The sequence below is a fragment of the Alpinimonas psychrophila genome (genome assembly GCF_014137865.1).
GTDB lineage: Bacteria > Actinomycetota > Actinomycetes > Actinomycetales > Microbacteriaceae > Alpinimonas > Alpinimonas psychrophila.
The window spans coordinates 48,991-68,362 of the sequence record NZ_JACGWU010000001.1; the positions used below are offsets into that span (position 1 = coordinate 48,991).

Below are 19,372 nucleotides of genomic sequence, written 5' to 3' on the forward strand. Positions count from 1 at the left end.
GCCGGTGACACCCCAGACCCCCCTTGGAGTAAACCCGCATGACCATTGGTTCGCCAGGATCACGGCCCACCCGAAATGAGCGTCGCGAAGACGCCCGTTCGAAGGCAAAACAGCATCGCGAAGCGCAAGCTAAGAAAGACAAGCGCAATCGTTGGCTCCTTCAGGGCGGTATTGCTGTGGCTGTCATCGCTGTCATCGCTGTTGTTGGCCTTTCGATCAGTAGTTCTGTCAAGCCGGCAGGCCCCGGCCCCGCCAACATGGCGAGCGATGGAATCGTTCTCGGTATTGGCATGAAGGCTCAGCTGACGGATGCGCTGGCCGACGGTGCCGCGATCGTTCCGACGGTGGAGACGGCTGGCGTTATCGATATCCGCATTTATCAGGATTACTTGTGCCCGTATTGCAAAGATTTTGACACGACAAACTCGGTACAGATTCAGAAACTCGTCGAGAGCGGCGCCGCCACGGTTGAAGTTCACCCCATCGCGCTGTTGACGAGTCGCTCTGCTGGTTCGAAGTATTCATTGCGGGCGACGAACGCCGCTGTCTGCGTGGCAAACTACTCACCCGACAGCTTCTGGGCCATGAACCAAGCTTTCTTCGCCCAGCAACCAGCTGAGGGAACGGCCGGGCTTGATGACACGGCCATCAAGGCGCTCATTGCCTCGACCGGTGCCGCAAACACCTCGACGATAAACAAGTGCATCGACGATAAAACGTTTGAGAAGTGGTCCCAGTCGGCTACGGATCGTGCGCTTACCGGACCATTGCCTGGCTCGCAGGTGGCCAGTGTAAGTGGAACGCCCACGGTTCTCGTGAACGGTGTTCAGTATCAGGGATCCCTCACGGATCCCGCGGTGTTCAACGCATTTGTCTTACAGATCGCTGCGGCGGCCTACTCGACGGCAACACCCACGCCAACACCGACTCCGTAACGCTCGAATTCATCAAAAAAGCCCATCCTTCACCAGGGTGGGCTTTTTTGCGTTCACGGATTCGTTATTGTTAAGGGGTAGGTCCCCTTTCGGGGCGTACATGCCGGCTTGGCGCAATTGGTAGCGCACCGCTCTTGTAAAGCGGGGGTTGTGGGTTCGAGTCCCACAGCTGGCCCCACGTTCGTTTTCGCCCGATCGGGTTTATTTATCCTCGGCTGAAAAGTCCAGAGCCAGTGAGTTCATGCAGTAGCGGTCGCCGGTGGGAGTGCCAAGACCGTCGGGAAAGACGTGGCCCAAGTGAGAACCACACGCGGCGCAACGGACTTCCGTGCGCATCATTCCCAAAGTATTGTCCTCGATCAGCTGGACAGCTTCGGGGTTAATAGACTCATAGAAGCTGGGCCAACCGCATCCGGAATCAAACTTCGTGCCACTCTTGAAGAGCTCGGCATGGCACGCGGCGCAGGTATAGAGCCCCGATCGTTCTTCATCGAGGAGTTCGCCCGTCCAGGGGCGCTCGGTGGCTGCCTCGCGTAGGACCGCAAATTGCTCTTGCGTAAGTTCGCCGCGCCATTCGTCATTGCTCTTTGAAACTGTGTAATCCATGTTTTGCCTCCTCCTAAATTGTACGCGCGCCGATGCTGAACGGGTGGTGAGAAGACAGTGAATGACGCTCTGTGACGTTCTCATGCAGTGCCCTCAGGGGGGGAGGGACTCGGATCCGCCCATAGGATGAAGGGAGACGTCTTGGGAGGGATGAGGATGGCATCGAGCGAAGCTAGGCCAAAAAAACCCGCTCCACGGAGCCTGACGGATCGTGACATGGCTATTCTGGATTTTGAGCGGGAGTGGTGGCAACATCCCGGTGCGAAGGAAGACTCGATCCGCCAGGTTTTTGGGCTTTCGGGGGCTCGGTACTATCAAGTTCTCGGCGCCCTGCTGGTGTCGGAGGCAGCTTTGGCCTACGACCCAATGCTGGTTAAGCGTCTGCTTCGCATAAAAAATGAACGCAGCAGTAACCGTCAGGCACGAATTTCTCCCGAATCCGCCAAAAATAGTGACGAAAGCTAAATGAATAAAAAAATTACTGTGGATGCCTATGACGACATTCCTGAAGGCTTAACACGGCGCGGTGCGCACCGTACCCCCAAGCGAACCCGAAGCGGGTATGTGAAGTTTGCGTGGGCGGCGTTGGCGACGGGAGTTCTTGTGTCCCTCGGAGTCGGCGGCCTCGTCGTCGTCAGTGACACGGTGAGTTTGAAAGAGCTCACGTCACTCTTCGCGGGCTCCACGCCGAGCCCCACGCCGAGCGCCGAGGTAACGGCCGCTCCGACGCTTGATCCGGCCCTACTGGTCAATGTTTTGAACGCCACAGACTCCCCAAGACTCGCGACGACAGTGGTGGCAACCCTGGCCGCGGCCGGATGGCAGGTCGGGTCCGGAACTAACGCGAGTGAGGTGGTCCAGAACACTGTTGTGTACTACGGCGACCCCAGCCTGGAGGGTGCCGCTCGGGGAGTTTTGGCAACGCTCGTTGCCGGGGGATGGGATACCGGCGGCGGAACAATTGACCTGACGGATGCCTATATTTCGAGTTCAGCCCAGCTCACTGTCGTGCTCGGAGCGGACTTTCTCGGGCCAATTACGGCGACAGAAACTCCCGCTGCAACCTAATCGTTACCATTTAGAGGAATTTTTGGTGGCATTGAGTTTCTCGCACAAAGATTGGTCGACTAGTATCAATTCAACGGCACCAGCGTTTTGTGGGTGTCGGTTGGTTACTGCAATTGGAGATTTAACATGGCGAATGGAACCGTAAAGTGGTTCAACGCTGAAAAGGGCTACGGTTTTATCACTGTAGACGGCGACGAGCAGGACGTTTTCGTCCACTACTCCGCTATTGACATGAACGGCTACAAGGTCCTCGAAGAGGGTCAGCGCGTCGTATTCGAGGTCGGTACTGGAAACAAGGGGCCTCAGGCTGAGTCTGTACGTTTGGGCTAACCTTTTTTGAAATTTCGGGCACGCCCGAACTAACGCCGTCCGCACTAGTGGGCGGCGTTAGTCTTTGCTGGTGAGCCTCTCTTCGAAATATGTGTCCCGTGCGCTGTTCGCCGTCGTTACGGCAGGCCTCGTGCTCGGGGTTGTTGCGTGTTCATCTCCAGGCGCATCGCCCTCGGGGAGCAAATCACCGGCGTATGTCTCTACTTACGCGACGCCCGCCCCCACAGTAATTGCGCCGTTGACAGGTCTCGTCGTGGCCGCAGGCGCTGCATCCGGCCCCGCTCTCTCGGTGAAAATCTGCAACGTTGAACACTGTGAACCACAGATTGGTTTGAATCAGGCCGACGTCGTCTTCGAAGAACTCGTCGAAGGTGGCATCACCCGCTACGTCGGGATCTGGCAATCCAACGTTCCCGAGGTCGTTGGGCCAGTTCGCTCCGTGCGGCCCATGGATCCCGACATCGTCTCCTCGTTCGGTGGCATCGTCGCCTATTCCGGATGGGGTCCTCAAGAAGTTCGAAACATGATCCTCGATACGGGGCTCGTAAACATCACCGAGAATGACACCACCATGTTCCGGATCGACACCCGTGTTGCCCCGTACAACTTGGCGCTCCGCGCGCAACAGGTCATTGCCGAGAACCCAGGGCTCGCTGCCCCCCAGCAACAGTTTGCGTACGCTTCCAGTCCGGCACTGTCCTCTGCAGGCCGTGACGGTACCCCGACCAGTAGCATCACGACCGTTTTTAGTAACTACAGCGAAAACTCTTGGGCGTATGACGTGGCATCCGGCAAGTATGTGAGGTCACAGTGGGGTGGCTCCGACCTCGATGAGGCGGGCGGTCAACTGGCCGCAACCAACGTGGTCGTGATGCGCGTTGCGATCGAAGAATTCATGACCCTTCCCAAGACCGTCATGGTCTCCAGCGGTGAAGCGTGGGTGTCCACGGGGGGTAAGACGATTCATGCAACGTGGAGCAAGGATTCGGCGACAAGTCCCATCCGTCTGACGGATGATTACGGAATGACAATCCGTTTGGCTCCCGGCAACACGTGGATCGAGATGCCTCCCGGCGATGGCTCGGTCACGCTCAATCCATAAGCTGTGTCGGGAGGTCGCCTGCCGACCACGAATCGCCCTCCAACTCACTTGCACTCTCAGGTAGTGAGTGCCAGAATGAGAGTTAGCACTCGTCTGTTTTGAGTGCTAATCCAGTATTTTTCTGACGTCCGGGAGGGACGAAAAACAACCATGGCAAAAATTATTGCTTTTGATGAAGAAGCCCGTCGTGGCCTAGAGCGCGGCTTGAACATTCTCGCCGACACGGTCAAGGTCACCCTTGGGCCCCGTGGCCGCAACGTGGTCCTCGAAAAGAAGTGGGGAGCCCCCACGATTACCAACGATGGTGTGTCCATCGCTAAAGAAATCGAGCTTGACGACCCGTTCGAAAAGATCGGTGCCGAGCTCGTCAAGGAAGTTGCTAAGAAGACTGATGATGTCGCTGGCGACGGAACGACGACCGCAACGGTTCTCGCTCAGGCACTCGTGCGTGAGGGACTTCGCAACGTTGCTGCTGGCGCAGACCCTATCGCTCTCAAGCGCGGAATCGAAAAGGCTGTTGCCGCTGTTTCGGCAGAGCTGATTGCGAACGCCAAAGAGATTGAAACCAAAGAAGAGATCGCGGCTACCGCATCCATCTCTGCTGCAGACCCCGAGATCGGCGCCATCATTGCTGAGGCCATCGACAAGGTCGGTAAAGAGGGTGTTGTCACCGTTGAGGAGTCGAACACGTTCGGTACCACTCTTGAGCTGACCGAGGGCATGCGCTTCGACAAGGGCTACCTGTCGGCATACTTCGTCACCGACCCTGAGCGTCAAGAGGCCGTCTTCGAAGACCCTTACGTTCTGATCGTGAACAACAAGGTCTCGAACATCAAGGACCTGTTGCCCATCGTTGACAAGGTCATCCAGTCGGGCAAGCAGTTGCTCATCATTGCAGAAGACGTTGATGGCGAAGCACTCGCTACTCTCGTCGTCAACAAGATTCGTGGCATCTTCAAGTCCGTAGCCGTCAAGGCTCCTGGCTTCGGCGACCGCCGCAAGGCAATGCTTCAGGACATCGCCATCCTCACCGGTGGACAGGTCATCTCTGAGGAGGTCGGACTCAAGCTTGAGAACGTCACCCTCGAGCTTCTTGGTAACGCCCGCAAGGTCGTCATCACCAAGGACGAGACCACCATTGTTGAAGGTGCCGGAGACCCCGAGCAGATCGCAGGCCGCGTGGCTCAGATCCGTGCCGAGATTGAAAACACCGACAGCGACTACGACCGTGAGAAGCTCCAGGAGCGTCTCGCCAAGCTTGCGGGTGGCGTTGCTGTCATCAAGGCTGGCGCCGCTACGGAGGTCGAACTCAAGGAGCGCAAGCACCGCATTGAGGACGCTGTCCGTAACGCCAAGGCTGCCGTTGAAGAGGGCATCGTCCCCGGCGGCGGAGTTGCTCTCATCCAAGCTGGCAAGACTGCTTTCGAGAAGCTCGAGCTCAAGGGTGACGAGGCGACCGGTGCAAACATCGTTCGCGTCGCTATCGAGGCTCCTCTTCGTCAGATCGCGTTCAACGCTGGTCACGAGCCCGGAGTTGTCGTCGACAAGGTTCGTAGCTTGCCCATCGGTTGGGGCCTCAACGCCGCTACCGACGAGTACGTTGACCTTCTCGCCGCCGGTATCATCGACCCCGCCAAGGTAACGCGTTCCGCGTTGCAGAACGCCGCGTCGATTGCGGCACTGTTCCTCACCACTGAGGCCGTTGTTGCTGAGAAACCAGAACGCGCCCCTGCTCCCATGGGTGACCCTTCGGGTGGCATGGACTTCTAGTCCATTTCGGGAGGCGTCCCTCGCGGGGCGATTCCTTACTCGAACGGTTCCTACGGAACAAATGCTTTACATGCACTACGAAGAAATGCTCTTCGCCTCTTGGGCGGGGAGCATTTCTCGTTGGGCTGCCAGCGCGTTTTGCTGAGTTGTTTAAGTTTTCTCCGCGCGCGCGTCCCCTTCTGGAGACATGTCGAGGGGTCTGTCATGCGTGTCTGTCGTGCGTGGAATGCGCCGTGAGCCGCGAGTGGTCGCGTTTCGCGGCCTGTTCGGATGCACTGAGGGCCGAGTGGTCGTGTTTCGCGATCCCCGTCGGCGTGTCGGCCACGAAACGAGGCAACTCGATTCAGATATTCGCTGGGCGGTAACGAAACGAGGCAAGTCGATTTCGGGCCAACGTTTCGGGCGAAGTTGGGCGCGGCAGGCGGGCCTGTGGTGCTAGCCGCGGAACATCCGCATGTTGGCTGCCTCGATCTCGACATACTGGTTTGCGGCGAGAGTGAGCGCTTGGTTGATGGCGGCAAGACTCTCATCGACACGGCGGGCGGTGAGATGCCACTGGCCCACAACGCCCTGGAAGGCGTCAGAGGCCGTTCCTTGCCACGAGGACTGCAGATTTGTCAGTTGGGCGTGTAATCCGGTCACCTCGGCCTGGATGCGGGCTATGGAGGCCTGCACGGACTGAGTGGTCGAGGTGACGGCATCGCTGTCTACGCGGAAGATGGCCATGGAATGCTCCTTGTCGTTGGAGTTGAACTCTAGGTTTCGCGCTGCTCACCGCTACGGCCAATCTTCGAGACGAGCCCGGGAAGCAGTCCGGTGGAGCATGTGGAGGAGGGGAGCCCTAGGCCTCGTCGGGGAGTAGCGGCAGGCGCACGCGGAAGGTCGCCCCGCCCCCGGGGGTCTCCACGACATCAACGGAGCCATGGTGGGCCGCCAGAATCGATGAAACGATGGCCAAACCCAGGCCACTTCCGCCCGTTTCCCGGGTGCGAGAGTTGTCGGCGCGCCAAAAACGTTCGAAGATTTTGTCGCGAATTTGCGGGGGAATGCCGTCGCCGTGGTCGACGATCTCGATGATGGCTTCTTTCGTCTCTAGGTCTTCTGCCACGTTGAGCTCGAGGGGTGATCCCGGGTTCGTGAACCGCATGGCGTTCCCCATGAGGTTGGTCACAACCTGGCGAATCTTGTTCTCCTCGCCCGAGACGAGGACGGAGTCACCGGTGACGGTGACCGTGCGTTCGGGGTCGAAGGCGCGAGCATCCAGAGCGGCATCGTTGGCGATGTCATGCACATCAAAAAAGGTGAGGTCCAGAGGGCGCGTTTCGTCTTGGCGGGCGAGCTCGAGCAAATCCTCGACCAGTTCCCCCATGCGAATTGCTTCTTTTTCGATGCGGTCCATGGCCTGGGCAATTTCTTCCGGGGTCTGTAAGGCACCCATCCGGTACAGCTCGGCATAGCCGCGAACGGAGACCAGCGGTGTGCGCAATTCATGACTGGCATCGCCCACGAATCGGCGCATTTGGTCGATCGTTCGAGCACGGTCGGTGAAGGCGCGATCGATGCGACCCAGCATGGTGTTGAGCGAGCGATTGAGGCGACCGACTTCGGTATTGACGGGGGAGGAGCTGGGAAGTCGCTGGCTGAAGTCCCCGCCCGCAATGGCTGCCGCGGTTTGCTCGACCTCTCGGAGGGGTTCAAATGTTGTGGTCACCAGAAACCGCGTGAGCAGGGCGCCGACGATGACGACACCGATTCCAAAGCCTAAGAAGATCGATAAATACGTCGTCATGAGACGGTCGACGCTAGCCGTCGAGAGGGCGACGAGTACGGTCCCCATCGTTCCGGCCGAATCTTGAAATGTTACGGGTACGGCGATGGCGTGAAAGAGGGTGCGATCGTTGCCCGAGCGAATCGGAAAGATCGTACCGTCAAGGACAATTGCCTGATTGAGGGTGAGGCCGGAGGCGACGGTGGGCCGGATGCTGTCGGTCTTGTCATTCCAATTGTGCTGGAGGAGTTTGCCACTGGCGTCGTAGACGGCGTAATAGAAATCTGTCGGGGCGCTTTGCAGCGAGTTGGTACTACTGACATCCAGAACGCTCGTGAGATCCTGTTGCACGGCCTGAAGCTCGCTGTCGAGCTGGCCGATGAGGGCCGGCTTGAGCATGGCCATGGTGCCAATCCCCGAGACGAGCAACCCCAGCGTCAACAGCAAAACGGTGACACCGGTCACCTTGGTGCGCAGTGATACGGAGTTCCAGCGTTCGGAGAGGGTCTCAGACATGAGGGCAATCAGACAGTTAGAAAAGGATGGTTTACTTCGAGACCTTCAGCATGTAGCCGAACCCGCGCTTAGTCTGAATCAGGGGCTCCGTGGAGTACTGATCGAGCTTGCGGCGTAGGTAGGAAACGTACGATTCAACGATTCCCGCATCTCCGTTGAAGTCATATTCCCACACGTGGTCGAGAATTTGCGCCTTGCTGAGAACGCGGTTGGGATTCAGCATGAGATAGCGCAGGAGCTTGAACTCGGTCGGGCTGAGATCGATGCTGGTGTCACCCACGAGGACCTCGTGCGTGTCCTGATCCATGGAGAGTTCACCGGCACGAATGAGGGCCTCCTCATCGGCGGCCATGGTGCGACGCAAGATTGCCTTGATTCGGGCGACAATTTCATCCAAGCTGAAGGGCTTCGTGACGTAGTCATCGCCACCGACCGTGAGACCGGTGATCTTGTCTTGGGTGTCGTCTTTTGCCGTAAGAAAGAGAATCGGTGCGGTGTAGCCGGCGGCCCTCAGGCGCTTGGTGACGCTGAACCCGTTCATGTCGGGCAACATCACATCGAGAACAATGAGGTCGGGCTCCTCTGCCAGAACAGCAGAAATCGCAGCAGCGCCGTTACCGACAGCCTGAACGGCGAAACCGGCAAATCGCAAGCTTGTAGTGAGCAAGTCGCGGATGTTCGGTTCGTCATCAACAATGAGAATTCGTGGGCCTTCCATGACTCAATTATCTGCATGTTGGCTGGGAGAAAGCTGGGAGTTGGCTCGGCGTGTAACGCCGGCCGGCGCCTCGCGGGTGTCACTCCAGAGTGTGGGCATCCACGATCTCATAGGCGTACCCCTGCTCGGCCAGAAAACGCTGGCGGTTCTGGGCGAAGTCCTGATCCACGGTGTCCCGGGCAACCAGCGTGTAGAACGTCGCCGTGAATCCTGAGGTCTTGGGGCGTAGGAGGCGACCAAGGCGTTGCGCCTCTTCTTGGCGAGAGCCAAAGGCTCCCGATACCTGGATAGCGACGCTGGCCTCGGGGAGGTCGACCGAGAAATTGGCGACCTTGCTGACGACGATGACGGGCTCACTTCCCTCACGGAATGCCTGGAAGAGGCGCTCACGTTCGTCGATGGGAGTGGCGCCGGTGATCTCGGGAACGCCGAGGGCTGCTCCGAGCACGGCCAACTGGTCGAGGTATTGACCGATGACGAGGATGCGCTCGCCGGGGTGATGGGCGATGAGCTTCTTGACGACGGCGAGCTTGCTGGGGCTAGTGGCCGCCAAGCGATAGCGTTCTGAGTCGCTGGAGGCCGCATACATCATGCGCTCGTCGGGCTCGAGATCAATGCGAATCTCTTTGCACTCGGCGGGAGAGATGAACCCCTCCTGCTCGATTTCTTTCCACGGAGCATCGAAGCGCTTCGGGCCGATGAGGCTGAAGACGTCGGATTCGCGACCGTCTTCCCGAACGAGCGTGGCGGTCAGGCCGAGGCGGCGACGAGCCTGCAACTCAGCTGTCAGCTTGAAGACCGGTGCGGGCAGCAGATGCACCTCGTCGTAAATGACGAGGCCCCAGTCGAGGGCATCCAACAAGGCAAGGTGGGCAAATTCGCCGCTGCGCTTGGCCGTCAAAATTTGATACGTCGCGATCGTGACGGGGCGAACTTCCTTGGTTTGCCCCGAGTACTCGCCGATTTCCTCGGCCGTGAGACTCGTGCGTTTCAACAGCTCGTCGCGCCACTGGCGGGCCGAAACGGTGTTGGTGACCAGGATCAGGGTGTTGGTCTTGGTTGCCGCCATCGCGCCGGCACCCACAAGAGTCTTGCCCGCACCACAGGGGAGCACGACCACGCCGGATCCGCCGTCAAGAAAGTTATTGATGGCTTTTTCTTGATAGTGACGCAAGTTCCATTTCTCGGTGTTCAAGCTGATTTCGTGCGGGGCTCCCGGCTTGTAGCCGGCGTTATCTTCGGCCGGCCAGCCCAGCTTAAGTAGCTCTTGCTTGAGCTGTCCGCGGGCCCAAGCGGCAACTTCGTAGGTACCATCGGGACGCTGACCAACGAGAAGGGATGACACCTTCTTGGACCGCGAAACCTCGGTCAGAACGTTGTTGTCGGTGCCGCGCACAATGAGCACACCGTCCTCGTCACGCTCAATGGTGAGGCGTCCGTAGCGCGCGATCGTCTCGGTGATGTCGATGGTCACGCTCGCCGGAACGGCATACTTCGAGTAGGTCTCGAGCGTGCCCAAAATTTCATCGGCGGTGTGACCGGCGGCGCGCGCGTTCCACAATCCCAGTCGCGTAATGCGGTAGGTGTGGATGTGCTCGGGAGCACGCTCCAGTTCAGCGAATACCGCCAAGTCGTGGCGGGCATCTGCAGCTAACGGATGCGCAACCTCCAACAAGACAGAGCGGTCACTTTGGACAATCAGGGGGCCGTCGGACATCTGACTAATTTACTCCGCTTGTCGCAGGGCCGTGATGCTTCCCACGGGCAGCGTGCGCTCGACTTCGGTTGCCCGGTCAAGTGCGCGCAAGCGCCCGTTAGAGAGTCCCCGAGGCTCAATGGTGAAATCACGAGAGGAGCCATCTGGCAGCCCCACCGTGACGACGATGATGGAACGGTCGCGAACGGCCAGATCAAGTTGGCGCGCAATCCATTGGGCGGCGTCGTTGCCGGTCTCTTCGCGCGCTCCGCGCAAACGATCAACGACGGCAATGTGAGGGTTCGTGTGCTCTACTCGCATATCGATGGTACGAGCGCGCTTGGGAAGAGAGACGATGGCACCGGCGGTGTTAATCATCACGGCGGGATAGCGAGCGTCGATAAGAGCACCGACAACGGTGGCAGGTTCACGACGGGAGTGCAAAACGCCCTCGGCATCGCGCAAGAGAGTGAGTGCCGTGAGCGACTGGTCAGCTGCAAGAGTTCGCAGCACAACGGGGTCAGCGCAGTTGATGACAGATCCCGCCTCATGCGCCCGCACCGTGATGGAACCGAAACGGTCGGCAACATCACCGATGAGGTAGGTAACGGGCTGCGGAAGGTCAACAGCAGAAAGTTGCGTGAGCAGAGCCAGGATGCTGTTGGCCGTGCCTCCCGCCGCCAGCGCCGCCGTAATACCGGCCGCCGTGAGGCGATACGTCGACGCAACCCCACGAGATTCGACGACACACAGTTGACGCAAAGCAGATTCTGCTGGAGGGCGTAGTGGTCCAGGGGCGACGATGGTGAGGTCGTGCTGCACGTACACCAAATCGGCATAGGGGGGAACGGCTTCGAGAGCCAAAACTTCGGCCTGCTCCCACTCACCGGCCAAGACGAGAGCGCCCAGCTGGGTGCGGTGGCCGTCGGCGTTCAGGCCGAGCAACTCGCCCAACCGAATGCTTTCGTTAATGGAGGTTTCCAACCATGCGGAGCTGATGGGGTAAGCCCATTCCACGAACGCGTTCAAGGATGTTCCCCAGTCGGATCGTTCGGAGAGAACCCAGCGCTCGGCGGGGCTGAGCGAATCAAACCAAGCATGCGTCAGAGCAAGCCAACGACCGGCAGCCTCCTCGGTTATCCAGGTAGAAACGGAATCGGAGGCAAGCCACCAACCGCCCCGACGTTCGATGAGGGAGGCACGAGCGGCCAAGCTCAGTAGTTCTTTGGGAATCATGTCGCCGAGTGGCATGCGCTCCGTTAAGCGAGTGGCGTCGGCGGCACTGAGGCCTCCGCGAGCAAGTTCCCGCAGGGGGTCTTCCCCTACGGCACGCGCCAATTCTTCTAGTGCGATGGAGGTTCCGAGTCCACGCTCGAGAGAGACGCGCTCGCGCAAGTGTCGCTCCGGGGTCTCTCCCAGAATGAGCTCGGCGGGGGGATCTTGAGAGAAATCAATGCCGGTGCCTTGCTCGCCTAAGCGGGCGAGGACCTCGGGAAAAATAACAACACCCTCGTCAGAATCGAGGGCCAGCAGCTGTTCCACCGCAAAGGCATTGGCCTGGGCGCTGGGCCGTGCCAGCGTCAATGACGCCAGCAGGGGGCGGGGCATGCGCGCCACGGCCGAGTCGATGGCGATGGGCGCAAGCAGTGCATCCGCTAGGTCAAAAAAGTCACGGATCCCCGTGGCCGACACAACACGTTCTGCAATGACCCCCTGCAGACGTTCGTCAGAGAGTTCTCGGAGGTGCTTGGAGAGGGCGAGGGAAGATGACACGGTCCGCAAATCAGGCAAGGAGCACCGAGTTAGCGAGCAACCGTGTTCGAGCTGCGCTTGCGACGAAGACCGTTCACGATAAGCAAGCTGAGGAGAAGGAGGAACCCGAGGGGCAGGCCAACCAATGGGAATGCAGTAATAAAATAGCCGAATTGCGAATTTAGGCTGTAGCCCAACGGGCCAGCGAGCATCACGCCAAAAAAACACAATACAGAAAGTCCCACCGCGACGGCAACCATGGTTGCCAGAACGCGTTCTGGTCGAGACGCTTCCGGAGTTTCTTCAATGGCCATAATCTCTAGGATACGCGTGTCTGGTTACGTCCCGGTAAACTGGCACTTGGTTCGCTACTGCAGGAGGAAAAATGCCAACCGGCAAAGTCAAGTTTTACGATGACGATAAAGGCTTCGGCTTCATCTCAACCGATGATGGCCAGGAGGTCTTCTTGCACGCCTCTGCGCTGCCAGATGGCGTCAAGGTGCGTCCTGGCTCGCGCCTTGAATTTGGCGTAGCAGAGGGAAAGCGCGGTGCTCAGGCGATGTCTGTTCGCGTGCTCGACGAACCGACCAGCATGGCCAAGCTCAACCGCAAGCCTGCCGACGACATGGCCATCATCGTGGAAGACCTCGTGAGCCTGCTCGATGGCATTGGCGAGTCGCTCAAGCGTGGTCACTACCCTGACTCGACGCACAGTCGCAAGGTCGCCGCCGTATTGCGCCGCGTGGCCGATGAACTCGATGCATAGGACGCCTTTCGCTAGTGTCACCGAAGCGGAGAACAACGTTGCTCTCGCTGCCCTTCGGGAAATAACCAGTGAAGACAGTATTGGTGAGGCCATTGGCCGCACCGAAAACGACGACGGCGCCCTGAACCTCATTTTTGCGTGCCTGTTGCCGGGCTACCCCGGATGGCAATGGAACGTCTCTGTCGGCCGTGTCGAAGGCGATGAGCCGACGGCGATGGAAGCAGACCTCTTGCCGACCGACGGTGCCCTTGTCGCCCCCGAGTGGGTGCCGTGGTCCTTGCGCCTTGCCGATTTCTTGGAAGCCCAGAAGGTTGCGGCTGAATCGGGCCTCGCCCTCGACGGAGATGTGGCCGTTGTCGTTGAGGAAGACGATGATGATGATGACGATGACGATGACGATGACGATGACGATGATTTAAGCGACATCATTGAAGATGTCCGTGACGTCGACATCGACGGGATTCAGTTCGAGGAAGAGTCACTTCCCGAGGACGAAGCTCATGATGGCGATGTTGACGAAGACGAAGATAATAGCGACGACGAAGATAACGAGACTCACGAGGATCACATTTCGGCGGAACAAGAAAGCTAGAGCTTTCCGACCACGTATTCGATCGAGCCAATGAGCGCTCTAACGTCATTGGGGTCAATCGCCGTAAACGTCGCAACCCGAAGTTGGTTGCGTCCTAGCTTGCGGTAGGGGTCGGTGTCCACAATTCCGTTGGCCCGGAGAACCTTGGCAATGCGCGCCGCATCAATGTCGTCGGTGAAATCAATCGTGACGACAACCTGCGAGCGGTGATCAGGATGAGCGACGAACGGCGTTGCGTAGTCAACCGAAGCGGCCCAGTCGTACAGGGCTGCGGAGGATTCCTTGGTGCGCGAATCCGCCCATGCGAGACCTCCCATCTCGTTCATCCACTGAATCTGGTTCTCCATCATGATGAGCGTGGAAAGGGCCGGGGTGTTCAGGGTCTGTTCGAGACGAGAGTTATCGAGAGCATTCTTGAGGCTCAGAAATTCCGGAATGTAGCGGCCGCTGGCGGCGATGCGTTCGACGCGCTCGATAGCTGCCGGCGAGAACAGAGCGAACCAGAGACCCCCGTCGGAGGCAAAGTTTTTCTGAGGCGCAAAGTAATAGACATCCGCTTGGCTGATATCCAAGTCGACACCGCCAGCGGCACTGGTGGCATCAATCACCGTGAGCGCTCCGTCGTCACCCTGCACGCGCGTGACCGGGGCCATTACCCCAGTGGATGTTTCGTTGTGAGGCCAGGCGTAGACATCGACGCCCTCGGTGACAACGAATTCACTGCGTGAACCGGCAGGGGCATGGATGACATCGGGGGCCCTCAAGAAAGGGGCGGCAGCCGCGCTGGCAAACTTCTGCCCGAATTCGCCAAACACGAGATTCTGACTGCGGTTTTCAATAAGAGAGAAAGCGGCAGAATCCCAGAATGCTGTAGACCCACCGTTGCCCACGAGAACTTCATAGCCATCTGGCAAGGCAAAAAGAGTCGACAGGCCATGTCGAACGCGCCCGACCATGTTCTTGACTGGTGCCTGGCGGTGCGATGTGCCGAGCAGGGATGCGCCGGCGGCGCTCAGGGCGGCAATTTGCTCGGGACGCACTTTGGAGGGGCCGCAACCAAAGCGCCCGTCGAGGGGGAGGAGGTCTGCGGGGATAGTGATATCGGCCATAGAGCAATTCTAGGGTCGACGCCGATACGAAGAGGGCGATGGTGGGCGGCGCTAAGATTGCAACACGGCGAACCGGCAGGGATAAATAGACATGGCTGACCTGATCGACACCACGGAGATGTACCTCCGCACAATCTTGGAGCTCGAGGAAGAGAACATCGTTCCTCTGCGGGCTCGCATCTCCGAGCGCCTCGGACAATCCGGTCCCACCGTGTCCCAAACCGTGGGCCGCATGGAACGCGATGGCCTCGTGCTGGTCTCTGGAGACCGCCATTTGGAACTCACCGAAGACGGTCGTCTCAAAGCCACGCACGTCATGCGCAAGCACCGCCTCGCCGAACGCCTCCTGAGCGACATCATTGGGCTCGAGTGGGAGTTCGTCCATGACGAAGCGTGCCGCTGGGAGCACGTCATGAGTGAACAAGTGGAGCGCCGCATCCTCTTCCTCCTAGGAAATCCATCTGAATCCCCGTATGGCAATCCCATTCCTGGTCTCGCAGAACTCGGCCTTCCTGCCGCAGAATCCTTTATGGCGGGTGTTTCGGCAGCGACTGATCTTGTTTCTTCAGAGGGTGCCACGGCATCCGGTATTCTGCGCCGGCTCGGGGAGCCTGTTCAGTACGACCCTGAACTTCTGGCTAATTTCCGTTCAGTGGGTGTTATGCCCGGCGTGTCGGTTGCACTTTTTCGCAGCAATCACAGGGTGCTTATTTCGGTGTCCGAATCCTCAGAAATCCTTGATTTACCACTAGATGTAGCGGTTCACGTCTTTGTCGAACCCAAGCTGTTGTAATTGAAGCGTTACCTATTTGTGATAAATATGTGCGGCGAATATGACTTTCACAGGTTTGTCGCGTAGTGTCGATAGCGCTGATAGACCACATAAGGGTTTATCGGACTCCCGCCCAGACGTCTCAACCCCTACCTCTTGGCGAGAGCACCGAAGCGGATTCCGCATCGTGGTGGGGCAGCTACCTAGCTTGTTGAGGCGCCGGAGGTTTATGCTTTGGCCGAAATAGGTAACGGGACTTCGAAAGAAGTTTCTTCAGAAAATAGTTCATCTGCAGTTCACTACGGTTCCCGTTCTGAACGCAAAAAAGCCGAGCGCACGTCGTTCGGTTCTTCGGCTCGCGCCGCCTTCACGTCTTCGCGTGCAAAGAAGTCACGCGTTGCTGTTCCCTCTACCGCCGTGGCTGTGAGCCACCCCGGCTTAAACAAGAACGAAGCCCCTCGTGCGTCTTCGACCACCCCTCGTGCGAACCGCATTTCTGTGCGCCGCCGCGCTTCGGGAGTTGTTGTCATGACGGTCGCCATGGGCATCATCGGAACCTTTGCTCTTCCTGCCTACGCTTTCAACCCCGCCGACGGCGCCGTTGACCACAACACGTTCGTTGCTCCTTCTGGCACAACGCAGAGTCTCTATGTCGCTGCCGGGGCTGAGGCCTCCACTGCTCGCGATGCTTTCTCCGCCACGGCTGCCGCTCCGGTGGTTGTAGCGAACAACTTCGGAACCGCTCCCACCACACGTGGAGCAAGTGTTGACGTTTCCAGCATCCCGTCAAACTCGGCGCTGTTGTCTGCTGCGCTTTCACTCGTCGGCATGTCTGGTGACTGCACAATGTTGGTCGAGTCGGCTCTTCGCCTCCTCGGGTACCAAGTTGGCGACCTCGGCCCCATGGGCTTCGGCGGCTACGGCACAGTGTTCTATGACCCCAGCCAGGTTCAGCCCGGTGACATCATGATGCGTGGCGGTCACGTTGCAATTTATGCCGCTCCCGGTTTGGCTGTTCAGGGCGGTATCGGCTTCATGTCGTACCTCACCTCCGTTGCCTCCAACCCGGCCGAATACGTCGCCTTCGTTCGCGTCGGCTAACAGGCGCGCCGTTACCTCCCGTTCACACTCTGGGGCTAATCTGATACACAAGCATCGTGAGAAATCACGCGTTGCGACCATTCGACACCGCCTCCTGCGCGCCACGTAGGACAAATCGAAGGGGGCTCATCGCCCGTGCGCACTCTCGTACTCAACGCAGGTTTTGAACCACTAGCAGTGGTCTCATTTCGACGAGCTCTCATGCTCGTGATGAATAACAAGGCCACGGTGATCAAGGCGGATGCTGAGCATCCGATTGAATCGACGTCAGAATTCTTTGAGCGGCCCACCGTTATCGTGCTCACGCGCTATGTGCGCATTCCTTTTGCGCGTCGGGTGCCACTTACCCGGCGCGGAGTTCTGCGCCGTGACTCGCAGTCCTGCGGCTATTGCGGCAAGGCCGCCAACACGATTGACCACGTGAGGCCCAAATCTCGCGGGGGAGCCGACTCGTGGGAAAACCTTGTCGCGTGTTGCTTCAGATGTAACAACATCAAGGGTGACCGCACGCCGGCCGAAATGGGCTGGCGTTTGCTGGTTAACCCGCGCATGCCGTCCGGCCCCTCGTGGTTCGCCGTGGGCATCGAACGTCGCGACGAGGCCTGGGAAGCATTCCTGACCCCTGCAGCCTAAGTAGACTTTGGCGGTACGCCTCTGTAGCTCAATGGAAGAGCAGTTCCGTCCTAAGGAAACGGTTGGGAGTTCGAATCTCTCCAGGGGCACCACCTGAGCGCGAATTTCTTACGGGCGGCGCAACCACGACTCTCATGCCCAGAAGGACTGCGCGGTACCGCCTTCGCGGGGGATTGTGCTTAGGGGTCCGCCTAACGGCACTGCTCACTGAGCAATGTCACAGGTACGAGGAATAATTGAGCCATGAAGACGATCGTTATCCCGCCCCTCCTCTGCTCGCCTCTTACCTACACCCCAGTGCTAGACACGCTCTGGTCGCGAGGGCAGGTCACCATCGCAGACACACGTCGCGATAACACCATCACGGCCATGGCAGAACGTCTCCTGCGGGAGAACACAGGAGACTTCGCTGTTCTCGGAACGAGTATGGGCGGGTACGTTGCCCTCGAGGTGATGCGGCAGGCACCCGAGCGTGTCATCGCACTCGCGCTTGTGAGCACATCCGCTCGGGCCGACACAGACGAGCAGAAAGCAGCCCGCGCTCGACAATCGGCTCTTGTTGAAGCAGGACAATTCACGACTTTGATCGATGCCGCCTTCCCCGGCGTGGTCACGGCAGAGAACGAATCCAACGAAACACTTCTCGCCATCTGGCGGCAAATGACGACCCCGTTAGGCGCAGACGCGTTCCTCCGGCAGCAGCAAGCTGTTATGAACCGAGCTGACCTGCGTTACATGCTGCCCGCGATTACCTGCCCGACCGCGATCATTCACGGCGCTGGCGATCGCCTCATTCCGATTGCTGCCGCCGAAGAATTAGCGGCAGCACTGACGACGGCCACCTACACGGTTATTGAAGACGCTGGGCACTTCTTGTTCCACGAACAACCCGCAGCAGCACGCGCCGCCATCGTCGCGTGGCTGGACCTAGCCGTCTGATCGATTGTTTGCCCGGTGAGCTGAATCGTTAGAGCCAGGTTTCGATGACGGCGGTGTGGCTGGGTGCCGTGGCGTACTTGCGGTCATTCTCAATGAACGAACGGATGTCCTCGCTACTGGCCTCAACGCTGCTTCGGGCACTGATTCGCGCGAGCACGTCGACCATTGTGGGGCGGGACGTGTCGTCTCGAACCTGGATGATCTTGGTACTCATACGGACTGAATATCCTAGGTTCACGAATTGTGCATGCGAAGGTTACACTTCCCGCATGGGCAGATCAGCCATTCCTCGCCTCGGATGCCGCACTTCGAAGCGTCATCGACCGCATCGCCCCCGACGCCCTCGACGCCCTGCATCTGTGGCTCGGCGAGCAGCGAACCCTTGCAGAACGCCAAGCCGACCGGCTGGGTATCCACCTAATCCGAACTGCTCCGAAGGGAATCTGACATGACCCGCGTTCGCATCGACCTGTTTCTCTCGCTCGACGGTTATGCCGCGACGGCCGAGCCAACCCCCGAAAATCCGATGGGCGAGGGCTGGGAGCGCCTCACCGCCGCCTATGTCGCAACTCGTACGTTCCGCGAGATGGTCTTCGGCGACACCAGCGGCACCGGCACGACCGGCATCGATGACTCCTACGCCGCCGCGTTCTTCGAGGGCGTCGGACCCGAGATCATGGGCGCGGCGATGTTCGGCCTGCACTCGTTTCCCGACGATCCGAACTGGAAGGGCTGGTGGGGTGACAATCCGCCGTTTGGCAGCCCGGTCTACGTGCTCACCAAAACTGCTCCGCGTCCGTCGATCCCAATGGAGGGCGGAACGACGTTCCATTTCCGCAACGCCGCCATTGAGGAGGTACTCGCCGAGGCGACCGAGGCTGCCGGCGGCCTGGACGTGCGCGTCGGCGGGGGGATCAGCACCGCGCGGGAGTTCCTGCTTGCCGGGCTGGTCGACCACCTGCACCTCATGATCGCCCCGATCATCCTCGCCAAGGGGACTCGGCTGTGGGATGACCTCGGAGGTCTCGAGCTCACTCACACGGTGACGACCGAAGTGGCCGAGAGCGGCACCATCCACGTCAACTTCACCAGATAAGACCCATTCATAACGATCGAACGGCCGCGTGCTGTTGCTGTGACGTTTCCGCCCTTCCAGCGGGCCACAAAACACAACAATTAACCGTGAGGACCTCGTTTCA

The 19,372-nt window shown here is 59.1% G+C and carries 23 protein-coding genes and 2 tRNA genes; 16 read left to right on the plus strand and 9 right to left on the minus strand.

Annotation, left to right across the window (positions count from 1 at the left end):
• The first annotated feature begins 38 nt into the window (after window positions 1-38).
• Window positions 39-935, plus strand: coding sequence for a DsbA family protein (locus FB555_RS00255; protein ID WP_182483458.1), 897 nt, complete (start codon window positions 39-41; stop codon window positions 933-935).
• Between the two features lie 102 nt (window positions 936-1,037).
• Window positions 1,038-1,113 (plus strand) — tRNA-Thr (locus FB555_RS00260).
• A 23-nt stretch (window positions 1,114-1,136) separates the two neighbouring features.
• Here the strand turns inward: FB555_RS00260 and msrB are convergent.
• Window positions 1,137-1,541 (minus strand): peptide-methionine (R)-S-oxide reductase MsrB, encoded by a 405-nt coding sequence (gene msrB / locus FB555_RS00265; RefSeq protein ID WP_182483459.1) that lies wholly within the window; start codon window positions 1,539-1,541, stop codon window positions 1,137-1,139.
• A gap of 156 nt (window positions 1,542-1,697) precedes the next feature.
• Here msrB and FB555_RS00270 point away from each other — a divergent pair, with 156 nt between their 5' ends.
• From FB555_RS00270 to groL, 5 genes are all read left to right on the plus strand, one after another.
• On the plus strand, window positions 1,698-2,006 hold the full coding sequence (locus tag FB555_RS00270) for a DUF3263 domain-containing protein (protein WP_343046358.1): 309 nt from the start codon (window positions 1,698-1,700) through the stop codon (window positions 2,004-2,006).
• The gene (locus FB555_RS00275; protein WP_182483461.1) at window positions 2,007-2,609 is read left to right on the plus strand and encodes a LytR C-terminal domain-containing protein; all 603 of its coding nucleotides are present in this window, start codon (window positions 2,007-2,009) and stop codon (window positions 2,607-2,609) included.
• 126 nt (window positions 2,610-2,735) lie between these two features.
• A complete protein-coding gene (locus tag FB555_RS00280) occupies window positions 2,736-2,939 on the plus strand; it encodes a cold-shock protein (protein WP_182483462.1) in 204 nt (67 codons plus the stop codon).
• A 70-nt stretch (window positions 2,940-3,009) separates the two neighbouring features.
• Window positions 3,010-4,041, plus strand: coding sequence for a DUF3048 domain-containing protein (locus tag FB555_RS00285; RefSeq protein WP_182483463.1), 1,032 nt, complete (start codon window positions 3,010-3,012; stop codon window positions 4,039-4,041).
• A 150-nt stretch (window positions 4,042-4,191) separates the two neighbouring features.
• Entirely contained in the window at window positions 4,192-5,811 is a 1,620-nt protein-coding gene (groL, locus tag FB555_RS00290) for a chaperonin GroEL (RefSeq protein WP_182483464.1), read from the plus strand.
• Between the two features lie 435 nt (window positions 5,812-6,246).
• Here the strand turns inward: groL and FB555_RS00295 are convergent, their stop codons facing one another.
• The 6 genes from FB555_RS00295 to FB555_RS00320 all read right to left on the minus strand — a co-directional run bounded on the left by FB555_RS00295 (window position 6,247) and on the right by FB555_RS00320 (window position 12,575).
• The gene (locus FB555_RS00295) at window positions 6,247-6,537 is read right to left on the minus strand and encodes a WXG100 family type VII secretion target (protein WP_182483465.1); all 291 of its coding nucleotides are present in this window, start codon (window positions 6,535-6,537) and stop codon (window positions 6,247-6,249) included.
• 115 nt (window positions 6,538-6,652) lie between these two features.
• Window positions 6,653-8,095 carry a sensor histidine kinase gene (locus tag FB555_RS00300; protein WP_182483466.1) on the minus strand — a complete coding sequence of 481 codons (1,443 nt, stop codon included), beginning with the start codon at window positions 8,093-8,095 and terminating at the stop codon, window positions 6,653-6,655.
• A 31-nt stretch (window positions 8,096-8,126) separates the two neighbouring features.
• Window positions 8,127-8,813 carry a response regulator transcription factor gene (locus FB555_RS00305; protein WP_182483467.1) on the minus strand — a complete coding sequence of 229 codons (687 nt, stop codon included), beginning with the start codon at window positions 8,811-8,813 and terminating at the stop codon, window positions 8,127-8,129.
• A 79-nt stretch (window positions 8,814-8,892) separates the two neighbouring features.
• Window positions 8,893-10,530, minus strand: coding sequence for a DNA repair helicase XPB (locus tag FB555_RS00310; RefSeq protein ID WP_182483468.1), 1,638 nt, complete (start codon window positions 10,528-10,530; stop codon window positions 8,893-8,895).
• Between the two features lie 9 nt (window positions 10,531-10,539).
• Window positions 10,540-12,282 carry a helicase-associated domain-containing protein gene (locus FB555_RS00315; protein WP_182483469.1) on the minus strand — a complete coding sequence of 581 codons (1,743 nt, stop codon included), beginning with the start codon at window positions 12,280-12,282 and terminating at the stop codon, window positions 10,540-10,542.
• Between the two features lie 29 nt (window positions 12,283-12,311).
• Window positions 12,312-12,575, minus strand: coding sequence for a hypothetical protein (locus FB555_RS00320; RefSeq protein WP_182483470.1), 264 nt, complete (start codon window positions 12,573-12,575; stop codon window positions 12,312-12,314).
• A gap of 71 nt (window positions 12,576-12,646) precedes the next feature.
• Between FB555_RS00320 and FB555_RS00325 the strand changes: the two genes are divergently transcribed.
• Both FB555_RS00325 and FB555_RS00330 read left to right on the plus strand, forming a co-directional pair.
• The gene (locus FB555_RS00325) at window positions 12,647-13,027 is read left to right on the plus strand and encodes a cold-shock protein (RefSeq protein WP_182483471.1); all 381 of its coding nucleotides are present in this window, start codon (window positions 12,647-12,649) and stop codon (window positions 13,025-13,027) included.
• On the plus strand, window positions 13,020-13,619 hold the full coding sequence (locus tag FB555_RS00330; RefSeq protein ID WP_182483472.1) for a DUF3027 domain-containing protein: 600 nt from the start codon (window positions 13,020-13,022) through the stop codon (window positions 13,617-13,619). The genes FB555_RS00325 and FB555_RS00330 overlap by 8 nt, the downstream gene beginning before the upstream one ends.
• Here FB555_RS00330 and serC read toward each other — a convergent pair.
• Entirely contained in the window at window positions 13,616-14,728 is a 1,113-nt protein-coding gene (gene serC / locus FB555_RS00335; protein WP_182483473.1) for a phosphoserine transaminase, read from the minus strand. The genes FB555_RS00330 and serC overlap by 4 nt on opposite strands.
• A gap of 91 nt (window positions 14,729-14,819) precedes the next feature.
• Here serC and FB555_RS00340 point away from each other — a divergent pair, with 91 nt between their 5' ends.
• The 5 genes from FB555_RS00340 (at window position 14,820) to FB555_RS00360 (ending at window position 18,173) form a co-directional block, all read left to right on the plus strand.
• On the plus strand, window positions 14,820-15,521 hold the full coding sequence (locus FB555_RS00340; protein WP_182483474.1) for an iron-dependent transcriptional repressor DtxR: 702 nt from the start codon (window positions 14,820-14,822) through the stop codon (window positions 15,519-15,521).
• 213 nt (window positions 15,522-15,734) lie between these two features.
• On the plus strand, window positions 15,735-16,601 hold the full coding sequence (locus tag FB555_RS00345; protein ID WP_182483475.1) for a hypothetical protein: 867 nt from the start codon (window positions 15,735-15,737) through the stop codon (window positions 16,599-16,601).
• Window positions 16,602-16,736: 135 nt separating this feature from the next.
• Window positions 16,737-17,234, plus strand: a complete 498-nt coding sequence (locus FB555_RS00350; protein ID WP_182483476.1) for an HNH endonuclease — start codon at window positions 16,737-16,739, stop codon at window positions 17,232-17,234.
• A 17-nt stretch (window positions 17,235-17,251) separates the two neighbouring features.
• Window positions 17,252-17,326, plus strand: a tRNA-Arg gene (locus FB555_RS00355).
• A gap of 151 nt (window positions 17,327-17,477) precedes the next feature.
• On the plus strand, window positions 17,478-18,173 hold the full coding sequence (locus tag FB555_RS00360; RefSeq protein ID WP_182483477.1) for an alpha/beta fold hydrolase: 696 nt from the start codon (window positions 17,478-17,480) through the stop codon (window positions 18,171-18,173).
• Window positions 18,174-18,201: 28 nt separating this feature from the next.
• Here FB555_RS00360 and FB555_RS00365 read toward each other — a convergent pair whose 3' ends face one another.
• Entirely contained in the window at window positions 18,202-18,387 is a 186-nt protein-coding gene (locus FB555_RS00365) for a hypothetical protein (RefSeq protein WP_182483478.1), read from the minus strand.
• Window positions 18,388-18,416: 29 nt separating this feature from the next.
• On the opposite strand from FB555_RS00365, the gene FB555_RS10870 reads away from it, so the two are divergent.
• Complete coding sequence (locus FB555_RS10870) at window positions 18,417-18,620, plus strand: hypothetical protein (protein WP_220475832.1); 204 nt, start codon at window positions 18,417-18,419, stop codon at window positions 18,618-18,620.
• Window position 18,621: 1 nt separating this feature from the next.
• Window positions 18,622-19,269: a dihydrofolate reductase family protein gene (locus FB555_RS00375; protein ID WP_182483479.1), complete on the plus strand. Its 648-nt coding sequence runs from the start codon at window positions 18,622-18,624 to the stop codon at window positions 19,267-19,269.
• The last annotated feature ends 103 nt before the right edge of the window (window positions 19,270-19,372 follow it).